Annotated in this window: 17 protein-coding genes; 5 read left to right on the forward strand and 12 right to left on the reverse strand. The window is 40.2% G+C overall.

Translation table 11 applies throughout. From position 1 onward, the window contains the following. Nucleotides 1–3 precede the first annotated feature (3 nt). Both ABFU83_RS00560 and ABFU83_RS00565 read left to right on the forward strand, forming a co-directional pair. Nucleotides 4–1524 (forward strand): hypothetical protein, encoded by a 1521-nt coding sequence (locus ABFU83_RS00560; protein WP_347068073.1) that lies wholly within the window; start codon nt 4–6, stop codon nt 1522–1524. A gap of 3 nt (nt 1525–1527) precedes the next feature. Further along, on the forward strand, nt 1528–1914 hold the full coding sequence (locus ABFU83_RS00565; protein ID WP_347068075.1) for a hypothetical protein: 387 nt from the start codon (nt 1528–1530) through the stop codon (nt 1912–1914). 68 nt (nt 1915–1982) lie between these two features. On the opposite strand, the gene ABFU83_RS00570 is transcribed toward ABFU83_RS00565, so the two are convergent. From ABFU83_RS00570 to ABFU83_RS00590, 5 genes are all read right to left on the reverse strand, one after another. Continuing rightward, a complete protein-coding gene (locus tag ABFU83_RS00570) occupies nt 1983–2753 on the reverse strand; it encodes a T9SS type A sorting domain-containing protein (protein WP_347068076.1) in 771 nt (256 codons plus the stop codon). 15 nt (nt 2754–2768) lie between these two features. Then, nucleotides 2769–3935 carry a hypothetical protein gene (locus ABFU83_RS00575; RefSeq protein ID WP_347068078.1) on the reverse strand — a complete coding sequence of 389 codons (1167 nt, stop codon included), beginning with the start codon at nt 3933–3935 and terminating at the stop codon, nt 2769–2771. Between the two features lie 118 nt (nt 3936–4053). Beyond that, nucleotides 4054–5199 carry a hypothetical protein gene (locus ABFU83_RS00580; protein WP_347068080.1) on the reverse strand — a complete coding sequence of 382 codons (1146 nt, stop codon included), beginning with the start codon at nt 5197–5199 and terminating at the stop codon, nt 4054–4056. Between the two features lie 151 nt (nt 5200–5350). Continuing rightward, nucleotides 5351–6106 carry a LytTR family DNA-binding domain-containing protein gene (locus tag ABFU83_RS00585; RefSeq protein ID WP_347068082.1) on the reverse strand — a complete coding sequence of 252 codons (756 nt, stop codon included), beginning with the start codon at nt 6104–6106 and terminating at the stop codon, nt 5351–5353. 6 nt (nt 6107–6112) lie between these two features. Continuing rightward, nucleotides 6113–8260, reverse strand: a complete 2148-nt coding sequence (locus ABFU83_RS00590) for a histidine kinase (RefSeq protein WP_347068084.1) — start codon at nt 8258–8260, stop codon at nt 6113–6115. A 365-nt stretch (nt 8261–8625) separates the two neighbouring features. Between ABFU83_RS00590 and ABFU83_RS00595 the strand changes: the two genes are divergently transcribed. The 3 genes from ABFU83_RS00595 to ABFU83_RS00605 are packed head-to-tail and all read left to right on the forward strand — an operon-like array spanning nt 8626 to nt 10946. Next, nucleotides 8626–10035, forward strand: coding sequence for a hypothetical protein (locus ABFU83_RS00595; protein WP_347068086.1), 1410 nt, complete (start codon nt 8626–8628; stop codon nt 10033–10035). A gap of 21 nt (nt 10036–10056) precedes the next feature. Further along, nucleotides 10057–10683: a hypothetical protein gene (locus ABFU83_RS00600; RefSeq protein ID WP_347068088.1), complete on the forward strand. Its 627-nt coding sequence runs from the start codon at nt 10057–10059 to the stop codon at nt 10681–10683. A 26-nt stretch (nt 10684–10709) separates the two neighbouring features. Then, nucleotides 10710–10946 (forward strand): hypothetical protein, encoded by a 237-nt coding sequence (locus ABFU83_RS00605; RefSeq protein ID WP_347068090.1) that lies wholly within the window; start codon nt 10710–10712, stop codon nt 10944–10946. Nucleotides 10947–11010: 64 nt separating this feature from the next. Here ABFU83_RS00605 and ABFU83_RS00610 read toward each other — a convergent pair whose 3' ends face one another. From ABFU83_RS00610 to ABFU83_RS00640, 7 genes are all read right to left on the reverse strand, one after another. Further along, the gene (locus ABFU83_RS00610; protein ID WP_347068092.1) at nt 11011–11949 is read right to left on the reverse strand and encodes a hypothetical protein; all 939 of its coding nucleotides are present in this window, start codon (nt 11947–11949) and stop codon (nt 11011–11013) included. A 515-nt stretch (nt 11950–12464) separates the two neighbouring features. Further along, entirely contained in the window at nt 12465–14234 is a 1770-nt protein-coding gene (locus ABFU83_RS00615) for a tetratricopeptide repeat protein (RefSeq protein WP_347068094.1), read from the reverse strand. Then, entirely contained in the window at nt 14231–16000 is a 1770-nt protein-coding gene (locus ABFU83_RS00620; RefSeq protein ID WP_347068095.1) for a tetratricopeptide repeat protein, read from the reverse strand. The genes ABFU83_RS00615 and ABFU83_RS00620 overlap by 4 nt, the downstream gene beginning before the upstream one ends. A 101-nt stretch (nt 16001–16101) precedes the next feature. Then, nucleotides 16102–16779 carry a hypothetical protein gene (locus tag ABFU83_RS00625; RefSeq protein ID WP_347068097.1) on the reverse strand — a complete coding sequence of 226 codons (678 nt, stop codon included), beginning with the start codon at nt 16777–16779 and terminating at the stop codon, nt 16102–16104. A 15-nt stretch (nt 16780–16794) separates the two neighbouring features. Next, on the reverse strand, nt 16795–17613 hold the full coding sequence (locus ABFU83_RS00630; RefSeq protein WP_347068099.1) for a WGR domain-containing protein: 819 nt from the start codon (nt 17611–17613) through the stop codon (nt 16795–16797). A 97-nt stretch (nt 17614–17710) separates the two neighbouring features. After that, nucleotides 17711–18364 (reverse strand): tetratricopeptide repeat protein, encoded by a 654-nt coding sequence (locus ABFU83_RS00635; RefSeq protein ID WP_347068101.1) that lies wholly within the window; start codon nt 18362–18364, stop codon nt 17711–17713. A 17-nt stretch (nt 18365–18381) separates the two neighbouring features. Next, the gene (locus tag ABFU83_RS00640) at nt 18382–19239 is read right to left on the reverse strand and encodes a tetratricopeptide repeat protein (RefSeq protein ID WP_347068103.1); all 858 of its coding nucleotides are present in this window, start codon (nt 19237–19239) and stop codon (nt 18382–18384) included. Nucleotides 19240–19280 lie beyond the last annotated feature (41 nt).

Below are 19280 nucleotides of genomic sequence, written 5' to 3' on the forward strand. Positions count from 1 at the left end.
AAAATGGAAAATTATTACGCCAAAGCCGTCTCCCCATTCGGAATGGAATTTGAAATTCCCGTAACCGAAGAGGGCATGCTTCAGATATCGAGTGCGCTTAAAGTAAAATCACTTGAGACGAACGCGCTTCAGGTTTTTTGTCGGAACAATGAACTTCTAACGCTTATTGCTCCCCATGCGATTTCGGTTGGATGTAACAAAAATAAACTGACAGCGTTGCATCTCGAAAATGCCGAAAGTGTGCATTGTGGTGAAAACAAAATCACGGAACTTTATGCGCCGAAAGCCACCGTTGTAAAATGTTATATCAATCAATTAACCGAATTACGACTTGATAGCGCGGTGGAAATCGAGTGTTACGGAAACAACGATTTAAAGGCAATTTATGCGCCAAATTTGCGCAAGATCGACCGGTTTGAAGATCTCGTACAAACGGAAGATTTTGCTTCGCGCAAAGAAATCGACATCACCCTTAAAAATCATTTCGATCGCAGAAATCCGGAAGGATACACAACCGAAACCTTTGCTTTTGAAATTGCACTCGATCTGGACAAACCCAGAACGATCGATAACGTTGCGTTCGCGATATCGATTTACGATCCGGCGGTGCAGTTTGAGGTCTATCTTATGAAACGCAACGATGCATTCGATCTGAACGACAAAATTGCATTTCCTTTAGAGGTAGACAAATCGATGCGTTTTGCCTGTTCCGTTCCGATTCGATCGTACGAAACCGGTACGAAAAACCTGCTCGACATTATTCGGGAAATGCCCGAAAGTGAACGTGTATATGAACGGGAGTTTCATATTGATGTGACCTGTTATCTGGAAACTCAAAACACGCAGGATAAGTCTTTTACCAAAACGTTTGAGATCGATAACCCGTTTGCCGGGCGTTATCAATGGGATACGGATACGTTTACCGAACCCGCTATCATGGAACAGGACGCGAAGTTCCTATCGGAAGCGCTTACAAAAGTTACGGACGATCTTGAAGCAGCCTTGCTCGAACTTTTTGAAGAACATAAAGATGAGATTGCAGAAATTGCCGAATCTGTGGATGGTATTTCATACGATATTTTGCCACACGAACGCTACGCGGCGGTTTCCTTCCGAACTACCAAAGACGAAGAAAAATATAGTCCGGCCGATTGGGAGCACTATAGTTTATTGGAGTATAGAAACTGTAGGTCGGAAAAATTTAAGGTGGTTTCGAAAAGATTATTCCAATTGTTTTTCGAAATTCAGGCAAGCTCGGATGATTTTGAGGACATAGAAGCCGTTATCAACGATTTGTTGTTAACAGCAATTGCCAAAGCCGTTATACGTCCGTCGGTTGCCGAAAAACTGAGAGATTGCGGGATTTCGAACGCTCCAATACTTACGGACACTTTTGATACAACCGTGGAATATATTGTTTCGCTTTCCGAATACGGAGAAGAACCTTTTAATTATTGCGAATCGGTAATTTCGAATACCGAAACAAAACCGGTGGACAAACGTATCCGCCTTGATCAATTCTAAGATATGAAACAACTTAAAACCCGCGAATTGCTTTACGACGGAATGGAAGGCGAAGCACTTTACAACGAAAGTCACCACTTTTTTGGAAAAAGTTTTACGGTGACGGAAATCTTGCGAAATCCATTCGAGAGACTCAAAAGAAAAATCGATAATGAAGCCTACGAACAAATTATTTCGGAGGCCGGATTTATAGATATCGCTCCCTTTTTTAAACTTTCGGAAGAAGAAGGCCCGCTTTACCGTTCTCAGAACAAACAGTCGTTGTATTATGTGACTTGGTTGCATATGTTGTTTGTTTTTTCGTTTGGCGAAACGCAGCCGGCACGTTATCAGCTGTATTGCGAAGGCGTTTGGGAAATGTATAGGAATCGTTACGAAGATACACCCTAAGTTGTGATACAGAAAAAGCCTGTAAATACTACTTTACAGGCTTTTATTTGACGTAATGTTTCGAATTGTTATCGCTTAATCATTTTTTTGGTAAAGGAAATACCATCAGGAGTCGTTATTTTTAAAATGTAAGTTCCAGCAGCGAGATCAGCAATGTTTAGCAAATTGCTTTGGCTGGAGGTTCCAACAAATCGCCCATTTAGGTCAAATATGTCTACTTGTTTTATTTCTTTATCGAAATATACCGTTGAGGTAGCCGGGTTAGGGTAGAAGTTAAAATTGGAAGCTGTTGCCGGGTCGTTAAGACTTAAAACGTTTTCTACACTCACTACATTTTTGAAAGTCGATCCCCAAAGTCCCTGATTATCTTTTAGGCGAATGTTAAAAACATACAGCCCAACGGTACTGGGAACCGGTACACCATTGGAAAGGAATTTTTCATAGGCACTGTTGAAATTTCCATCAGCGGCTACAATTGGTGTTCCGTTGCCATAACCGGGATCGGTACCCCAAAAATATTCTCCCTGTACCACTTCAACAAGTCCTTCGGTTACCGAGGCTTCTACATTGACCACACTTGAAAAAGTGGATCCCCATAGATTTTGGTTGTCTTTAAAACGAATGTTGAATTTGTGCAAGCCAACACCCGGCAGGTTGAGGCCCGAAGCGGCAATTTTTTCGAAAGAGCTGTTAAAGTTCCCATCGGCGGCGGCAATTGCAATACCATTACCGTAACCCGGATCGGTATCCCAAAAATATTCGGCTTGTGATATGGCTACTTGCCCCTGAGCAAGGTTTGCCACAAAAAAAGCCATTACTATATAAAGTCGTTTTTTCATTTTTTTACCTGTACATTATTTAGAAAAACCAGAACCTGAAACATTTAATGGAGTACCGGTTGTGATTTTTCTCGGTACGTTTAAATAATTTATTTGCGCTCTGTTACCTGCGTCGGCAGGCCAGTAATTACTCCAGCTGTTGGAACCGCCTCCGTTTCCGGCATCATTTCGGGTCAAATCCAAATCGGTGTATTCTACTGCGGGAGAACCTGCGTTTACATTGGCACCGTTAACACTTTGATTGTTGGTATTGATGGTGAAGTTTCCCGAAGTATTTGATCCCTGATTGGTAACATTGTTTAAAGCAAAAGATCTTTGCGCCATGTTGTAATAGGCCGATACCGTTGCATTGGTGTTGTAATTATAGATCAGAAAATCACCGCCAAGTGCCAATACATTATTGTATATCGAAATATTTCCGGTATTTCCAGTGGACAGATTGATTGTAATACATTCCCCATATTGACCTCCGCCGTTGGTTTGTGTATCGGCAACATTATTGGCGATTTCATTGGTACTTCCGTTTTTTACACCCCAAATACTGATGGAACTTTGCGGAAGGAAGTTGTTTAGAATTTTAAATGTATAGTTTCTTTGGTAATTGGTAATGCCATAACTCACAAGATTAGCGATAATGTCTACACCATCTGTAGCCAAACTGGTGTCGTCCGTATGGGTTACAAACAGAGAACCCAAAGTATTACCAGTGCATCTCCCATGCGATATAATTGTTTCACTATCTACCGTACATCCGGAAATATTGGTCGTCGCATTGACCTGACCGGCATCTAAGAAACTTAAAGTAGAATTGAAAATATTTAAAGTGGTTCGGCCTCCGGTTGTGGCGCCGGAAATCGTAATACTATTGGCAATGGCATTGTGAAGGGTAACGACTCTTCCTGCCAGTGGTGTTATGACAACAGTTCCCTGTAATTTGTATTTCTGATAATTGGTTTCCGAAACAAAAGTCAACGACTTATTGATCGTTATGTTTTCAACATAAGCAGCATTTGCAGTTTTGGGTTTGATAATGATTCGGTCCCCGTTTGTTGCGGCTGTAATAGCGGCACTCACAGTTGCGTAAGCACCATTGGCGCCGTTTTCCCGAACATATAAATCGGCAGCAGAGGTTATTGTCGTAAACAGACTGGCGATGGCACTAAAAAGTACTATTTTTTTCATTGTGCTTTTTTAGGAATTGAATTTTAGTTGAAGGATAATCGGTTTGTAAAAAGAGTACCATTATTTTTTCACGGGATTCAAATGAAGGGTGAAAAAATAATGGTAAAGGGTATTGTTTTTATTTTTCCAGTTTCATCCAGAAATAATCGTTCCAACCTTCGATCAGTCTTGTTGGATCGGTATTTTTAGTTCTGTCCTGCTCCGGACTTTGTACGATTCTTTTGTCTTTTACAGCAAAGCTATATTTTCTTGGTTTTGCTTCTCCTTCAATGGATAGTTCCACTTTATAAGCACCGTCCGTAAGGTTGGCAAATTTGAATTCTCCCGGTTTGTCTACCAGTTTTAAAGCGCATCGGTATTCATTCCATTTGGCCTGTTCTACCTGAGCCACATTTGGTGCTCCCGTTCCGTATTGTTGTGCAAATGGCTTGTTGTCTTTTAGAACTTTTACGCTCCATTTTACACTTTTATTGGTTTTTCGGCTATTGGCCGGATCGGGCTTGAATTCTTCATGGTTAAGATAATATCCGAAAACCAGATTACCGGATTCATCATAATTCATATAGGCATAATCATTCCAAGGACCTCGGGTTACGTACATTTCATTCATCGTAGCGTAAGGGTCAGAGTTGGTCAGTTTTTGAATTTCGAAATTAAACGAATAGAACATTTTATCACCCGCGATAAAATCAAGTCGGTAGTCGCCCGTACCCCATTTTTGTACATCAATTTCGGTTCCGCCAACCCATTCACCATCACGTTTATATCGGCTGTCAGGAGTATTGTATTTTATTTTTTTACCATCGTCAAATTGTTGGAATCCGTCATATTCGAAGTACGTGATGTATTGGTCCCCTTTATACACTTTAATTTTTAGAAATTCGGACTGATCATGAACAGTGTTTACGGTAGCACCACTAGTTGTTTTGTTTGGGACAAAAGTAGCCGTATACCCGGAAAATCGGGTTAGACCACCGGTTCCTATTGATGTTCCGTACAATAAGGAATTAAAAGTAACGGCCGGCGTTTGTTTGTACATATTCCAGTCCAGTTTTAAGGAAGATGTTCCACTGGAAGCACCGCCTTTATTTTTTACCTTTTTGGCAACTTTTTCACCTGTATTAACAACTTCTTCGGCTTTTTTTGCAGTTTCTACTGCATTATTCGCCTGATTTGCAGTATTTCGGATTTTACCTAAAAGCTGCGCATTGGAGCTGGTAATCGAACCAAGCAATAGTCCAATGATTACTAATTTTTGTTTCATTTTTTTCTGATTATTGGTTGAATGCAAGACCTTAATTCGGAATTACGATGCAATAATAAATCAAAGAAAAATGAGAATTTTGACGAATGAATATCTGTTTGTTTTTGGAAGATATTCGTGGAAATTGGATGAAAATTCGTTTTTAGTACATTTATACATGAAGGTTTTCCAGCAGAACCAGAAACTCTTCTTTTTTTCGTACGGAAAGGGGAATGGAAGTCTTGTTTTTCATGACAACCGTATTACCGCCATCCGATTTAATAAAATGGTCGAAATAGGCCATATTGATCAGATGTGATTGGTGTGTTCTGAAGAAATTATGTGGTGCCAGCATCGTTTCGTATTCTTTCAGATTGGTCGAAACAACGAGCTTTGGTGCATTAATAAAATTAAAAGTAGTGTAATTTTTATCTGATTCGCAATGCACGATATCCTGAATATTGACCGAATAAATACGATCGGCCGTTTTAAGAACCAGCTTTTGCAAATTTTTAGGCCTTTCCAGATTGCTAAATAAGTTGTTGAGCTTTATGTCGAAAATTTCTTTGTTTATCGATTCTTCCGCTTTTTTAACGGCTTCCACCAAATCGGTCGCGTCCAGAGGCTTTAGCAGGTAATCAATGGCCGAAAAACGAAAAGCCCGGATAGCAAAGTCTTCGTAACCTGTAATGAAGATTACTTTAAAATGAATAGGTTGTAGCTTTTGAAGTAAATCAAAACCGGTTCCGTCGGGCATTTCCACGTCGAGAAAAACAATATCCGGCGCCAATTGTTTGATAAGGCTTACTCCTGATGTTACCGAATCGGCCTGGCCAATAATAGCAATATTGGGACAGTTTGATTTTATGGTGGCGATATTTTTCTTTCGGATGGTTTCAATATCGTCGATGACAACAGCTTTTAACATAGGGAATTAATTTTCGTAAATGTAAGGAATTTCAAAGGAAACTTTAGCACCCACAATATTGGTATGCTGATCCATAATATTATCGGTTTGTACCAGAAAATCCTGATTTTTGGTATAGCCAATCAAACGTTCTTTGGTGATGGTCATCGCCAATGATTTGTGATTGGTTGTTTTTTTGTCGGTTTCAAATCCTTTTCCGTTATCGGTGACTTCAAAGAATAATTTGGATTCCTTCAGATAAAAATGAATGGTAATCATACCTTCTTCCGATTTATTGCTTAAACCGTGTTTGATCGCATTTTCTATAAAAGGTTGCGTCAGCATTGGCGGTAAAAAGATGGTGTCGGCGTCAATACTCGCTTCGATAGAAATGGTATAACGGAATTTATTGTTGTATAAAAGTTGCTGAATCGCTAAATAATTCTGGGTCATTTCGACTTCTTCCGCCAATGAAATATAGTTTTCGTTGGAGTTTTCCAGAATCTGACGCGTTAGTTTGGAAAACTTACTCAGGTAATCGACTGCTTCTTTGTCTTGTTTGTCCTGAATTAGTCCCTGAATGTTATCGATCGAATTAAAAATAAAATGCGGATTCATTTGTGTTACCAACAACTTCTGTTTGATCTGGTCTTTTTCGAGAACCGTAATCGCTTGTTTTTGTTTGGTGTTTCGGTAATAAAAATAACCTCCTAAAAGGAACAATAAAAGCGCGCCCGAAAGTCCGATGAGCCAGTTGTTTTTAGCAGCCGTTTTCTTTTCGCCTTCGAGTTTAATGGCGGCTACTTTTTTGCCCTGAATTAATTTTTGATTCAGTGTTTTTTTTTCAAAATCATATTTCAGCTGTTGTTGCGCCAGTTTATTTCGGGAGGTTTCCAGTGCCGATTTCTTTTCGTTTTCCAGCTTGATGAACGATAAATGCTTTTGTTGTTCTAATTTAACAGCGGTTAATTTCTGTTGCTGCAGGATTTTTTGTTGCAGTTCCTTTTTCTCGAAATCATATTTCAGCTGTTGTTGTGCCAGTTGGTTTTTTGAGGCTTCCGTATTGCTCGAATCCTTTAGCACGATCCAGGCTTCGTACTTTTTAAGGGCCTTGTCATATTGTCCGCTTTCTTTGTAGATTCGATATAACAAGTTACTCATACCGGTTCTGGAGCCAATATTTTTTAATTTTAAAGCCAAAGTATACGATGTTTCACCATATTCAGCTGCTTTTGCATAACTTTTTGATTTGTAATAGATTCTGGCAGCATTTCCATACACACCTTGTCTGGAAAGGTCGTCTTTACATAAAGCCAATGCCTGATTCAGATAGATTTGTGCCTGGGCACTATCACCCATATCATTACTGGAATTCGCGAGCTGTACCAATACCAGCGATTCCGACTGTGGGTCATTGTTCTGTTTTATAGATTCATAGGCTCTAAGATAGCTTTTATGCGCTTCCGGGAGTTTTTTAAGTCGCGTGTAGGCAACACCTATATTGTTATTGAGAACAGCAATGTCACGTCGGTCACCGATACTCAATTCTGAGGCAGGGACATCATAATATGTCAGGGATTTTTTTAGGTAAAAAATGGCCTTTTCCCAGTCTTCTTGCACTATACATGTTGTACCGATTTCCATGTCAACGTGTGACACTCCCATTTTACTTTTGATGCTTTCATAGTATTTAAGCGCATTAAAAAAGTTCTCAAATGTTTTGGGCCAATCGGCTAATTTACGATAGTAGGTGCCTTTACCAATCATGGCCATAGCCATGGTTTTATAATCTTTCGTTTCTTTCCAATATTTTATAGCCAGATCAAAATGTTCCGGTGGATTACCCTCGCCATCAAAAATTTCTTTTTTGGCAACGTTGTAGTAATACACTCCGGCAGCATCCAAATATTTTTCCTTTACCTTCGGATTGAGGTTTTTTAATTTAAGTCCTTTGGAAAAAACAGGAGGTAATTGGTTGTAAAATGCAACGTGCTGTTTGCCCCAGGTGACCGAGTTATCCATTCCGGCAATAATAGTGTTTATTCGCACTGTATCGCTGATTTTAGGATTGGCAAGAATGACTTTTATAGAATCAATAGTCTTATCCTGAGAATAACAAACCGAAGAAATAAAGAAAAATACAATTACGGTGGTCAGCCAAGTAGTTTTATACATAAGAGAATTTTCGAGGTTATAAATTCGAGGTTAAATGTAAGTAATAAAAAAATAACTTTTTTGGAAATAAAGCACCAAATTCACTGCTTTACTGTTACGTATTTGTACGTAAATTTTTAAAGAATAACACTGTTTTGAGGTGTTAATTTCAATAAAAACAGATTCATTTTTTTGTTGTTAACTCTTGTAAAAAAAAAGAAGGCTGCATAACGAATTTTCATTGTACCGGGACTAAATTGTTATAAATGACTACAAATTTTCATTTACTCTTTTTATTGTAAGATTAAACTTTATCTTTAGCTTAAATTGATACGTATAACCTTAATTTATATCCCATTATAATGGATGCTACAAAACTAGAATTAATGCGCACCATAGGCGAAGCCTATAGCCCTTATCTTGAAACCGGAAAATTCTATCATAAAGATGTGATCAAAAGTAGCTACGGTTCTCAAAGCAGTGGTATGTTTTATACCAAAGACGGTATAAAATACAATCATAACACGCAACTCTCTGAAAAAGAACAAAAAGCGCTAAATAAAGAATTACGCGAATTACGCGATAATATCAATGGATTGCGCGGCACTGTCAACCTTGATGAGCTATACTACGACCTGCCCGGAAATACGAAGGTGCGGTTTACTTTTGTTAAGGATCAGCCGGTAGCAATGCAGGTGTATGGCGTGGCCGAACTTATTTTGGACTTAAAAGAAGAACTCTTGGAAAAGACCATGCGGGTTACCGATCAGGGTGCCTTTAAGAAAGCCGTGGGTATGGGGGAGTTTGTAGCACAGGCAGACGAGATTAATGTCGTAGGGAACTATAGCGTTGCGTTTGAAAACAAAACGTTTTCACGGGATTCTTTTTACGGACTAGGCCTTGATTTGTTGAATACGGCTCTTGAGGAACAACTACAGCGTATCTGGTTCCGACTGGAGGATGATACGATTACCGTACAAACCGAACCGGCATTTCCGGAACACGATCTGCATCCTATTGCGGATGCCTCTGTAGATCTGGATCCGGCTTACGCCAAAAGAAAAGAAGCGACGGCCGAGGCCATTCGCCTGCGTCACGAGTTTTTCAAGTCTCTGGGAACAATGCATGACGAAATACTGTATCTGAACATTGGTGGTTTTCGCGATCACAACTGGCCGGGCTATACGTCGGGATCGATCGCGGCTAAATTCCGTGTTATCTATACCGAAAATTCAACGATTGTAATCACCGACGGTCTTTCGGATATTTATGCCGACGAGCATCAGGATAAGGAAATGCAGTACAATGGGACGGGAGCGGAATATTATCTTGAATTTGACAGTGTTTTACCGTTCTATAAAGTAAGAGATCATTATGCGTTGGCTTTGCTTAACAGTGTCACGCAAGTGGCTTTGGGACATGGTAAGTTTAAAGATCTGATTGAAAAATTTGAATCACTTACTTTACAATTCACCGATGCCGATGTGGAAACCTGGGTGATTCGGGATAATGATTCCAATGACAAGGCAAATACGTTCTTTAACAAGACCCAGTATGATGGCAAGAAGCCATTTGGTACGTTGTTGACGATAGGTTCGAAAAACCTGCCGAAACACATCCGTTTGAATATTGAAGATGTTGCATTGATCAGCGTAAAGCCGTTCGGAAAAGAATGGTTTACTAAAGACAAACTTTTGCATTCGGATGAAGCGGTAAAAACAGCCGCGCGCATGAACATGATCAAAACATTTGAAGAAGACGGTTCGTTTAACACCATACCGCTTTCGTATCTATAATAATTTTAGTCACAATACAACATGAGCGATAACGACGAACAATATATTGCACATTATAACCTGAAACAACAGGCTATTGAAACAATTCTGGGGTCTTCGGCGGATGTGATAGGCCATGCTATTATTCCTTTTAGGGTAATTGCAGGTATGACACTGGGCGCTGTAGACATGCATTATTTTCCAAATCATGTGGAAGGAACCGGATTTACCACGATGGAGCTTATCCAGACGGACGGTACGGGACCGGTGCCGAATACTAACGGAACCTATGAGTTGATTGCCTTTACAAAGCAACCGTTTAATGATATCAACCAGGATCCGCCAACGGCATTCAATATGATGGAAAGACGTGTTTGCGAAAACTTTACCCAAATTGCAGGCGCCGCTCAGGAAAAGGCTTTTAATCCGTATGAGATTTGTCAGATATCCGGAAGCGACGGTAAGCCGCGATATATCCTATTTGATGTGTATCGGGAATTTGAAATTGAAGGGCATAAGCACCATCTGTTGCTTTGTATGGAACTATTCGAAGAAGAGCTAACAACCGTAGCCAATTTTGGTCATCAGGGTTTTCTTGAAATGTTGAAAATGATCAAAATTTACCCGTATAGCGATATGGATCGAAACTGGGTAGGAATGCGGAAATAACGCTGCTGAATTTAAAACGATACAACATGCAACAGGAACCTTTATTTATAACGGATATCACCATTGGAGCCGAAATCTATAAGGCGAAAATTTTTGGAAATGTCGATAAAACGACCAATTTTATTTATTATACCTTTCAATTGAGTGATGGAAGGCGTATTATGATTTCTAAATTTGACGGTGATAAATGGCTGATCACGAATAGTAATGACGGTACTGATGACCTGGCAGAGCAGCTGGGAAAATTAATTGATACCGAATAGCCTTTGTTAATTCTGAATTGATAAAAAAACGCCCGTTATATACGGGCGTTTTTATTGTGTTTTACTATTGCTTTAGTAAGGCAATATTCTTGATGTGGAAAAGGCTTGTAAATTTACTGGCATCATGTCCCCATTCGTTCGGTTTGGAGAAGGTAATGGAAATAGAATCCACGGTAATGCTTCTCCATAGATCCGGATTACTGAAATCAAGATTTCGATGTCCGTTAATGTGTTCAATTTTGAACAGACCTACTCTAGGGTTGTCAAAAATAATGTCTTTCAGACGTACTACTTTTCCGTGCATCTGACCCAGACTGTATAGTGCAAGCACTTCCATGCCATCCAACGCGTATTCGATCTCGTAATCGTCCGAAAGGATCAGTTTGCGTTGCTCCGCTGTAAAGGTAATTTCATCATCGTCATCGTCTTCTTCCAATGCAATGACGTTATTATAAATACTATCGCTAAAGTTGTCTTCCTCCTGATATTCCGGTTGTTGTTTGATTTCGTTATGATAAACCTCAACTTCCTGTGTCAGGGTAGGGTCGAATAAATCTAACGTTTCCTTTACATCGACTTCTCCTTCAATAAAAAAGGTAATGCCATTTGCTTTGGCACTGGCTGGTGTTTGGCCACCCCATTCGGCCAACGCGGCAGGTACGTCCATATCGTTGATGAAAAATGTGAAAGAAACTTCCCCTTCGGCTTCTAAAGCACATGGGAATTCATCGACAAACACACCGTTGCGTTGTGTACTAGCGCAATTTTCAGGGTTGCTGATGTCGGTTCCCAATACGATTTTTTCTTCCGTACCGTTTACAGTACGTTTGGCATAAAAAGTACCTTTTGTACCGATAATGGTCACGGCATCTTTACCAGCTTTTACATTTATAGTAGCTTTGATCATCGGATCGAAGTACGGCCATGGGCTCTCTACCCGTGTATATTCCAATTTTACGCCGGTGACACCCACCATGCTTTTAATTTTGTCAAAAAATCCCATAATTATTTTTAGTGTTTAATTTCTTTGTGGTTATCAGAATCTTTAAATTTTTTGAATGATCAGCTGTCTGTTTACGCTTTATACCGACCTTTATTTAAGAATCCGTATTGCTTTATTTTTAATGGTATTAGTACTGTGCCTTTATGGAGTAAACAAGCTAAAATAACAATAAAAATTATTGCTACAATACCGTGATAAAAAAGTTGTCACTAATTTCTTAATTTAATAAAGAATTCGTAATTTAAAAATGTGATATATAGCGGGATATTATATCAATCCATAGTGTATGATAAATTTTTCGGTTTCGAATCGTTCCGACAATTGTTACTTTTTGTATCGGATTCCCTGAAATCGTAAACTTTTAGACTCTAAACCCTTTTATAAGGGTGGCGTCTATGGTTTGGATATCCCGTTATAGTGTGCAAATTACGACTTAATAAGATGCCTGTATTTGTAAATGATTATTCGTAGTTGTTTATTGAAAGTTTGTAGGCGATTGTACTAAAAGCGTCCTGTTAGTCATCGGTAACGTACTGTATTTCCAACTGTGTCATTACACCGACCGTGCCATCTTCGAGGGTTATATTTTTTACGGTTACCGGAGCCTCAAGCCTTTCTGCGGTTATGCTTATATCCCGCAATTCCAAAATACGTTGTTGCTCACCGGGTTGTAACGGTCCGCCGGAGTCGCTTACGCAAATCAACAGTTTGTTGTCTTTTAACAGTAATTGTACGGCAATCGAATGTTGGTTGGAAGCTGTTATTCTTTTTATGGCATTGGTAAGCAACGGCTGCGTGAGCATTGGTGGAAGGTAAATGGCCTCGGTATTCATACCGTCGTCGTCAACCGTAAAATTAAAGCCGCCGGGATAAAGCAACTGCTGAACCGTGAGATAGTTGGTTATCATGGCGATCTCTTCATCCAGCGAAATAGAGTCGCCCGTACTGCTTTCCAGTATCTGTCGGGTCAGACGGGTGAATTTGGAAAGATAGGAGGCGGCTATATCCGGCTTGTCTTCCCGGATGAGGTTTTGTATGCTCTCGATCGATGACGTTATAAAATGGGGACTCATTTGTGTGAGTAGTAATTGCTGGCGTAAGGTAGCGCTCTTTTTGGATAGCAGTAGATTTTTCCTTTTGTTAAACCGGTACAATACCAATGTAACGGTAACCAGAAAAAGCGTTACAGCTACCGAAATGCCTATTTTTACGTTATTGCGGAAGCTTACTTGTTCCTGTTTTACCCGTTGTAGTTCGCGCTGCTGTTTAAGGAGCTTGTTTAGCGTTTCGACTCTTCCGGTTTTAAAGTTAAAGGCCATCTTATCGGTCGTAATTTTTTTCTGCGCGGCATCGTACCGTTCTTCAAGCAATTCGTGTTCCTTCAGATAACGGGAAGCGGTTTGAAAACGGTTCATCGCAAAATACAGCTCACCAAGGCAAAAGGCAGCTACCGAAAGCTGATCGTTGTTATTGGCGGCTAAGGCATCGCGGTACACGAGCTTTAATTGATGTTCTGCTTCTTTGTACTTTTTGTTAACGGTGCATATGTTTCCGTATTGGATACGGTTATCGTTCACATCTCCTTTGTCATACTGTAACGCAGCCTGTAAAGCCATCCGGAAATAGTGTTCGGCAATTTTGGTGTCATATACTGTAGTATAGGGTTCGATATAGCATTGCCCCAACGAATTGTAAATGTTATCCAGGTTGTACAATTCCGGTATTCTTTGTGCCAAAACCAACGCTTCTTTCAGCATGGGTATAGCCCGCGCGGTATTTATTTTTCGGTATACTTCTCCTTGTCGCCAAAGTGCCAGTTCCAGTAGGGTATCTTTTTTTAATGGTCTTAAAGCTTTTACAGCACTGTCGGCATAGATCATCACGTTGATTAACATTCCACGCTTTCGCCAACATGTTTCAAGGTTCATCAGACTTTTGGCAACGGTCTCCTTATCGTCTTGTTTTTGGAGGACTTCCACACATTCTTCGCCAAGTTTTATCGCGGTTTCGTAATTAGCGGTTTCGGTATACAGTGATGAAAGGTTATACAGACTCTGACCTAGTTTTTTGTCGAACTTGTGCTTTCGGCAAAGGGCTATGGCTTTCTGAAACAGCGATTCGGCTTTTTCAAAATTTCCTTTTTTATTGTAAGTCGTTCCCAAACGATTCAGAATGTCGACCTGCATTTCGGGCGAAGTTTTCCCGTTGTTATGTTGTGCAATCACTGTCTGCGGTAAAAACAACAGGAAACAGGAAACGAAGTATACAATACAGAATTGCTTCATGCAAGGTTGTTCTTTATTTTGTACGGAATCGCAAAACGGCTAACGGTTCCTTTTGCAATACCGTTATCAATGATGTTGGCGATTTCAATCGTCTCCTGTGTGGCATTGAGCCTTTCCGATGTAATTTTTGTAGCCATAGACCGGTGACCTTCTCTTGTTTCTCCGCTAAGGCCTTTTCCGTTATCGGTTACTTCAAAATAAAGCTTGTTGCGCTTTTTATAGAATCGGATTTGTATGCTGCCGTCTGTTTTTTTTCCGGCGATTCCGTGTTTTACAGCATTTTCGATAAATGGCTGCGTGAGCATCGGAGGAATGAAGGTTGTTTCGGTATCAATCCCGTCTTCTGCGATGATTTTATAATCGAAATTATTATAAAGCAGTTGTTGTATCGCCAGATAGTTCACCGTCATGTTGATTTCTTCTTTGAGACTAATGTATTGTCGCGAAGAGTTCTCCAGTATCTGAAGGGTAAGTTGTGAAAATTTCGAGAGATAAGCAACAGCTTCGTCATTTTTATCTTCGTAAATAAGGTTTTGTATGGTATCGACTGAGTTGAAGATAAAATGCGGATTCATTTGTGTAAGCAGTAATTGCTGTTTCAGTTCGTTGTTTCTGTTGGCCGTGATGGCTCTTTTCTGTCTGAAGTAAAAATGTAAAAATATCAAAAGAGTGATCAACACGATAATGGTAAATATAAAACCGAACAGGAATACGTTCTTTTTTGCATTCGCCTGTTGTGCTTCAATTTTTTGTGTTTCGGTGGTAGCCTGAAGAAGGCTGTTTTGCAGTGCCAGTTGTTCGGTATCGAATTTTACCGAACGGGCTTCGGTATTGGTAAGCATTGCCTCACTCATCAATCCCGTTTTGGCTTGTACCGCTTCTATTCGGTAACGATACGCCTGTTCGTAGTTGCCTTGTTTTTCATATAATTCTGCCAATAGCCGGTGGGCCAGAACATAATCTTCGCTTTCCTCGTCTAAGGGTTTTAACGCAATGCATTGCTCCAAAAAAGACTTCGCTTTTGGAATGTCGTTACCGGAAAGATAGCATTCTCCCAAATGCTTTAAAATGCGCATCCGGATATCGACATATCGATTTGTTTTTTCATGGGCCAATGCCGCGCGGTAATACTGTTTTGCCTTTTGGCAATTGCCGAGCATGGCATGGCAAAAGCCCAGTTGGTCCATTATGTAGGCTTTAGCATTATAAAAACCGGTGCCGGTTGTTACGGCAAGCGCTTCAGATAGTGGTTGTAATGCTTCGGCATATTTCTTCTGATGGATAAAAAAATTGGCATAAAGTACCTTGGCCGTAGCCGTGTTTTCTTTTTGATGCGCGTTTCTTTTGAGAATATTTAGTGCTTTATGGTGATAACCGGCTGCTTTGGTGTAATCTTTTTTAAATCCGAAGATTTGACCCATTACGCTGTAGCAATAGGCAATACCAATGGAGTCGTTAGACTGGCACATTCCTTCAAATGCTCTGGTAACCTGATAAAAGGCTTCGTCATATTGCCGGGATCTGACATAGGCTTGTGCGGTGCGATAGGCCGACCTGTCCCGAAGTGGTCTGTCGGCTATCATAAAGGCGACATCTACATCCGTTTGCGCAATAGCAGCCTTGTAGTTCTGTCCGGCTCTGCTGTAGGTATCGGCTACATATTGTAGTGAGTCGATGTGTTTATAATCCTGGGCATAAAGGAGACCGACCGCATCGAAAAGAATGCAGTAAAATATATATAGCCACTTGATTTTAAAGCTTTTCATTATTTCCGGCGCTTCGGGTTTTTACAGCTCTTGCAATTAAAACTATAGCCGGGTAATACTGTTATTAGGTAGCATTACCCGGCGATAACAATGATGTCGTTTTACGGTTCCAATGAATACCCTCTGTCCTGTAACTCTTCAATTTCTTCGTCGGTCATTACGGCTCCTTTCTCTTTAAGTTGGGCAAAGAAATCTTTATTGTTGTAGTAAGCCATTCCCAGTATGCTTCTTTCGTTGAGTCCTATAAAATCGTCACTTTCAACAACGAGGTTCAGGTTTGATCCGGCGTCGATGAGCTTTTGGATAATAGTAGGGGATACTCCATGTTTGTTTATTGTATACGCCAGTGCGCTCCATCCCAAATTATCGGTTTTATTCGCATCTGCACCGCCTTTAAGCAGCGATTCAACGATTCGGGCATAGATAGCTGTAGCATTATGACAGGCTTCGGCAATCATAGTAAGCGGTGTTTTGCCGTCTTTGGTTTCATTAAGGTCTACGAATTGGTTATGAGCCATACGGTCTATTATTCGGTCATAACCTTTTTCAGGAAACCAGGAATCTTCAAAATTAAGCGCCAGATAAATAGAAGGGGCATTATCTCTAGTAACGGCACTCATTAGTGTCTGTATTTCATTAAAATCCCGATCGTCTATCGCCGATGTTAACGCATCATGCATTTGCTCGCGCGAAATAGAAGTGGAAGGATTTTCGGAAGTGCTTTTTTCTTTTTTCGGCTCGGCCTGATTGTTTTTTTTGAAAAAATGAAATAACCCCATAATTAACACGTTGAATTAGTTTGTTCTTGTATATCCTTTACCCAGCTTTTCGTTGATCAGCTTGTCGCGCTCCTTTTCGGCTTTTTGCACGGAATCCAATTCTTTTACATTTTTTTGACCGGCGGTTCCTGTTTTTCCGTAGGTAATATTTAATGCGGCGCCATTCTGTATAATCTGCCAGAACTTATCGCTTTTGGCATCTTTATAGTGAAGTAGTACTGCTTCGCCTTCTGCCACTTTTATTTCCGATTTATAATAGGAGGAAAGGTTCCATGCCGCGGTCTCATAACGCATTTTTTCTCTAAGGTGATACAGGTATTCCGCATCGGCAACTTCAAAATCCAGCGTGTACAAATCCTTCTCAAGCTTCCGCTTTACAGGTTTCGATAGTATTACCTTGTTGGCAACATCGATTACTTTTAATGGTTCGCTATCGAATTGTACATAATATTGACCGTTCGACATTCCGCTGGCTGAAACTTTTTTGCCATATTGCAACGCCAGTTCTTCGTTGTGTTTTTGCGAATATTCACGATCATTTCTTTTTTGTCCTTCCTCCGGTGTGATGTCGAGCTTCATACCGTCGTTATACTGATGCATTACATCGTATTCGTCTTTTCGCGGATGTTCGGTTACCAGTTTTTTCCATTCTTCTATTGGAATCGGAAGTTTATTGAAATAAGGTCTTTCAATGTGTCCCGTTTCAAGTAGTATTTGCAAAGCAAAGTCTTTAGAACCGATATCGCTTCCCGCATCGGGATGGTCTACGCGAACTTCTGCTGTTACTTTGGTTGCTTCAATGCTTTTTACCGTAATTGTGTATAGTGTTGCCATTTTAAATTATTTGTAGCGCTAAGGTATAGAAATATCCTGCGTTACAATTTGTTAATGAAGATTCGTCGGGAACAAATGTATATTTGTTTCTGAAAAATTACATTCCGTCCATTTGACGTAAAAATGCCTCGCGTTGTTCGTCTTCCCGTTTTTCGTAGGCATCAGCTTTTGCCTCGTCCTGCGGTACGCCTTCACCATAGCGATACATCAGACCCAGGGTTTCTGTTGCCCGTACATTTCCAAGCTGCGAAGCTTTGTCATACCAGGTTATCGCTTTCTCCATATCCTGCGGCATGTTGCTTCCTGTGGCATAAAAAGTACCCATATTATAGCAGGCTCTGTCACTGCCCGCATTGGCCGCTTTCAGGTTCCAGTTTGTTGCCGTTTCTGCATCGATTTCGGTTCCGATGCCGGTGGCGTAATAGACGTACAGTTCAAACATGGCATCGGCATTGCCTAACGCAGCCGATTTTTGATGGTAGTCGAACGATACGGCATAATCCGGAGACAACCAGGATTCGCCGTTGTAATACAGTAGCCCCAGTTCGTACAACGCTGGACTATAGTCTTTTTCGCCTAGCTCTTTGTAGATGTCAATATATATACCGAGCGTTTCTTCCCCAAAGAAGGGCATTGATTTCATCGATTCGAAATAATATTTTGTATCTCTGAATATTTGTTCGTGAGTGTATCTGCTAAAAGCATCATTGCTGATTATCGCTTTTAATTCGTCCTGATCAATACGTTCCATATTTTTTGATTGGATTATTATTTTAACGCTTCGAAATTTTTCAGCAATTTGTTGTATTCTTTTTTGTCAGACGGAGACGCTATCAGTGCTTCAATTTTTGGAAGCTGTATTTCGGCATCTGTTTTACGCTTGTGGTAAATCAGGAAGTCACCGTAGTTCCAGTTGTTAAGAAAATACGATTTAATAGCAATACTTTCTTTGTAATGCGCTTCGGCATTTGCCAGGTCTTTATTCATAAGATAGCAGGAAGCCAACTGATCATTTAGAAACGCTTTGTCAGTATCGTCCCATTCTTCGTTGAGTGCGTTTCGATATACATCGATCGCGTCCTGATATTTGCGACTCATGATCAGCTTTCCGGCCGTATTGATAAAAGGTGTAGTTCTGTTGCTGGTTTCCGGAAATGATGAATGGTCTGAAGTTGTAGCATTCGACATGGTTATCTCGCCATTAAAAACAGAATTCTTTAGGTAGTTAACCAGTTTCGCATCAGTATTGGTTTGATCAAAGAAATTTTGCAGCTGTTTGTAGTTGCCCTCGTTAAGTACCACATTGGCATTAACAGAATTACTAAGTTTGTCATAAAGCGGATCGATAAGTTTGCTACCCGAAATATTCATCTCGGCAAATACCTTTCTCAACAGATCCAATACCGCGATAAGGTGGACTTTCTGCTCGGGTTTTACATGGTTGTCATATGGGATTACAAATGCTTCTCCCAAAGCTCTTAAGGACGCATTGATTTCGCCGTCGTCAAATTTTTTCTTTGCATCGATCAGTTTTTCAGGTGCTTTTTTCAGATTCTTTTTTGAGGTGAACAACGAATAAATAATCAGGAGTGCAATCGCTCCTCCTCCAATGTAAAAATAATTCATAGTTAATTTAAGTCATAGTGGTTAATAAGATCGTTTTTAAC

This window comes from Flavobacterium sp. WV_118_3 (assembly GCF_039778605.1).
Lineage (GTDB): Bacteria > Bacteroidota > Bacteroidia > Flavobacteriales > Flavobacteriaceae > Flavobacterium.

What these genes read in the sequence shown, in the direction of transcription:
- ABFU83_RS00560 (WP_347068073.1), top strand. Translation starts at nt 4, where the DNA reads ATGGAAAATTATTACGCCAAAGCCGTCTCCCCATTCGGAATGGAATTT.
- ABFU83_RS00565 (WP_347068075.1), top strand. Translation starts at nt 1,528, where the DNA reads ATGAAACAACTTAAAACCCGCGAATTGCTTTACGACGGAATGGAAGGC.
- ABFU83_RS00570 (WP_347068076.1), bottom strand. Translation starts at nt 2,753, where the DNA reads ATGAAAAAACGACTTTATATAGTAATGGCTTTTTTTGTGGCAAACCTT.
- ABFU83_RS00575 (WP_347068078.1), bottom strand. Translation starts at nt 3,935, where the DNA reads ATGAAAAAAATAGTACTTTTTAGTGCCATCGCCAGTCTGTTTACGACA.
- ABFU83_RS00580 (WP_347068080.1), bottom strand. Translation starts at nt 5,199, where the DNA reads ATGAAACAAAAATTAGTAATCATTGGACTATTGCTTGGTTCGATTACC.
- ABFU83_RS00585 (WP_347068082.1), bottom strand. Translation starts at nt 6,106, where the DNA reads ATGTTAAAAGCTGTTGTCATCGACGATATTGAAACCATCCGAAAGAAA.
- ABFU83_RS00590 (WP_347068084.1), bottom strand. Translation starts at nt 8,260, where the DNA reads ATGTATAAAACTACTTGGCTGACCACCGTAATTGTATTTTTCTTTATT.
- ABFU83_RS00595 (WP_347068086.1), top strand. Translation starts at nt 8,626, where the DNA reads ATGCGCACCATAGGCGAAGCCTATAGCCCTTATCTTGAAACCGGAAAA.
- ABFU83_RS00600 (WP_347068088.1), top strand. Translation starts at nt 10,057, where the DNA reads ATGAGCGATAACGACGAACAATATATTGCACATTATAACCTGAAACAA.
- ABFU83_RS00605 (WP_347068090.1), top strand. Translation starts at nt 10,710, where the DNA reads ATGCAACAGGAACCTTTATTTATAACGGATATCACCATTGGAGCCGAA.
- ABFU83_RS00610 (WP_347068092.1), bottom strand. Translation starts at nt 11,949, where the DNA reads ATGGGATTTTTTGACAAAATTAAAAGCATGGTGGGTGTCACCGGCGTA.
- ABFU83_RS00615 (WP_347068094.1), bottom strand. Translation starts at nt 14,234, where the DNA reads ATGAAGCAATTCTGTATTGTATACTTCGTTTCCTGTTTCCTGTTGTTT.
- ABFU83_RS00620 (WP_347068095.1), bottom strand. Translation starts at nt 16,000, where the DNA reads ATGAAAAGCTTTAAAATCAAGTGGCTATATATATTTTACTGCATTCTT.
- ABFU83_RS00625 (WP_347068097.1), bottom strand. Translation starts at nt 16,779, where the DNA reads ATGGGGTTATTTCATTTTTTCAAAAAAAACAATCAGGCCGAGCCGAAA.
- ABFU83_RS00630 (WP_347068099.1), bottom strand. Translation starts at nt 17,613, where the DNA reads ATGGCAACACTATACACAATTACGGTAAAAAGCATTGAAGCAACCAAA.
- ABFU83_RS00635 (WP_347068101.1), bottom strand. Translation starts at nt 18,364, where the DNA reads ATGGAACGTATTGATCAGGACGAATTAAAAGCGATAATCAGCAATGAT.
- ABFU83_RS00640 (WP_347068103.1), bottom strand. Translation starts at nt 19,239, where the DNA reads ATGAATTATTTTTACATTGGAGGAGGAGCGATTGCACTCCTGATTATT.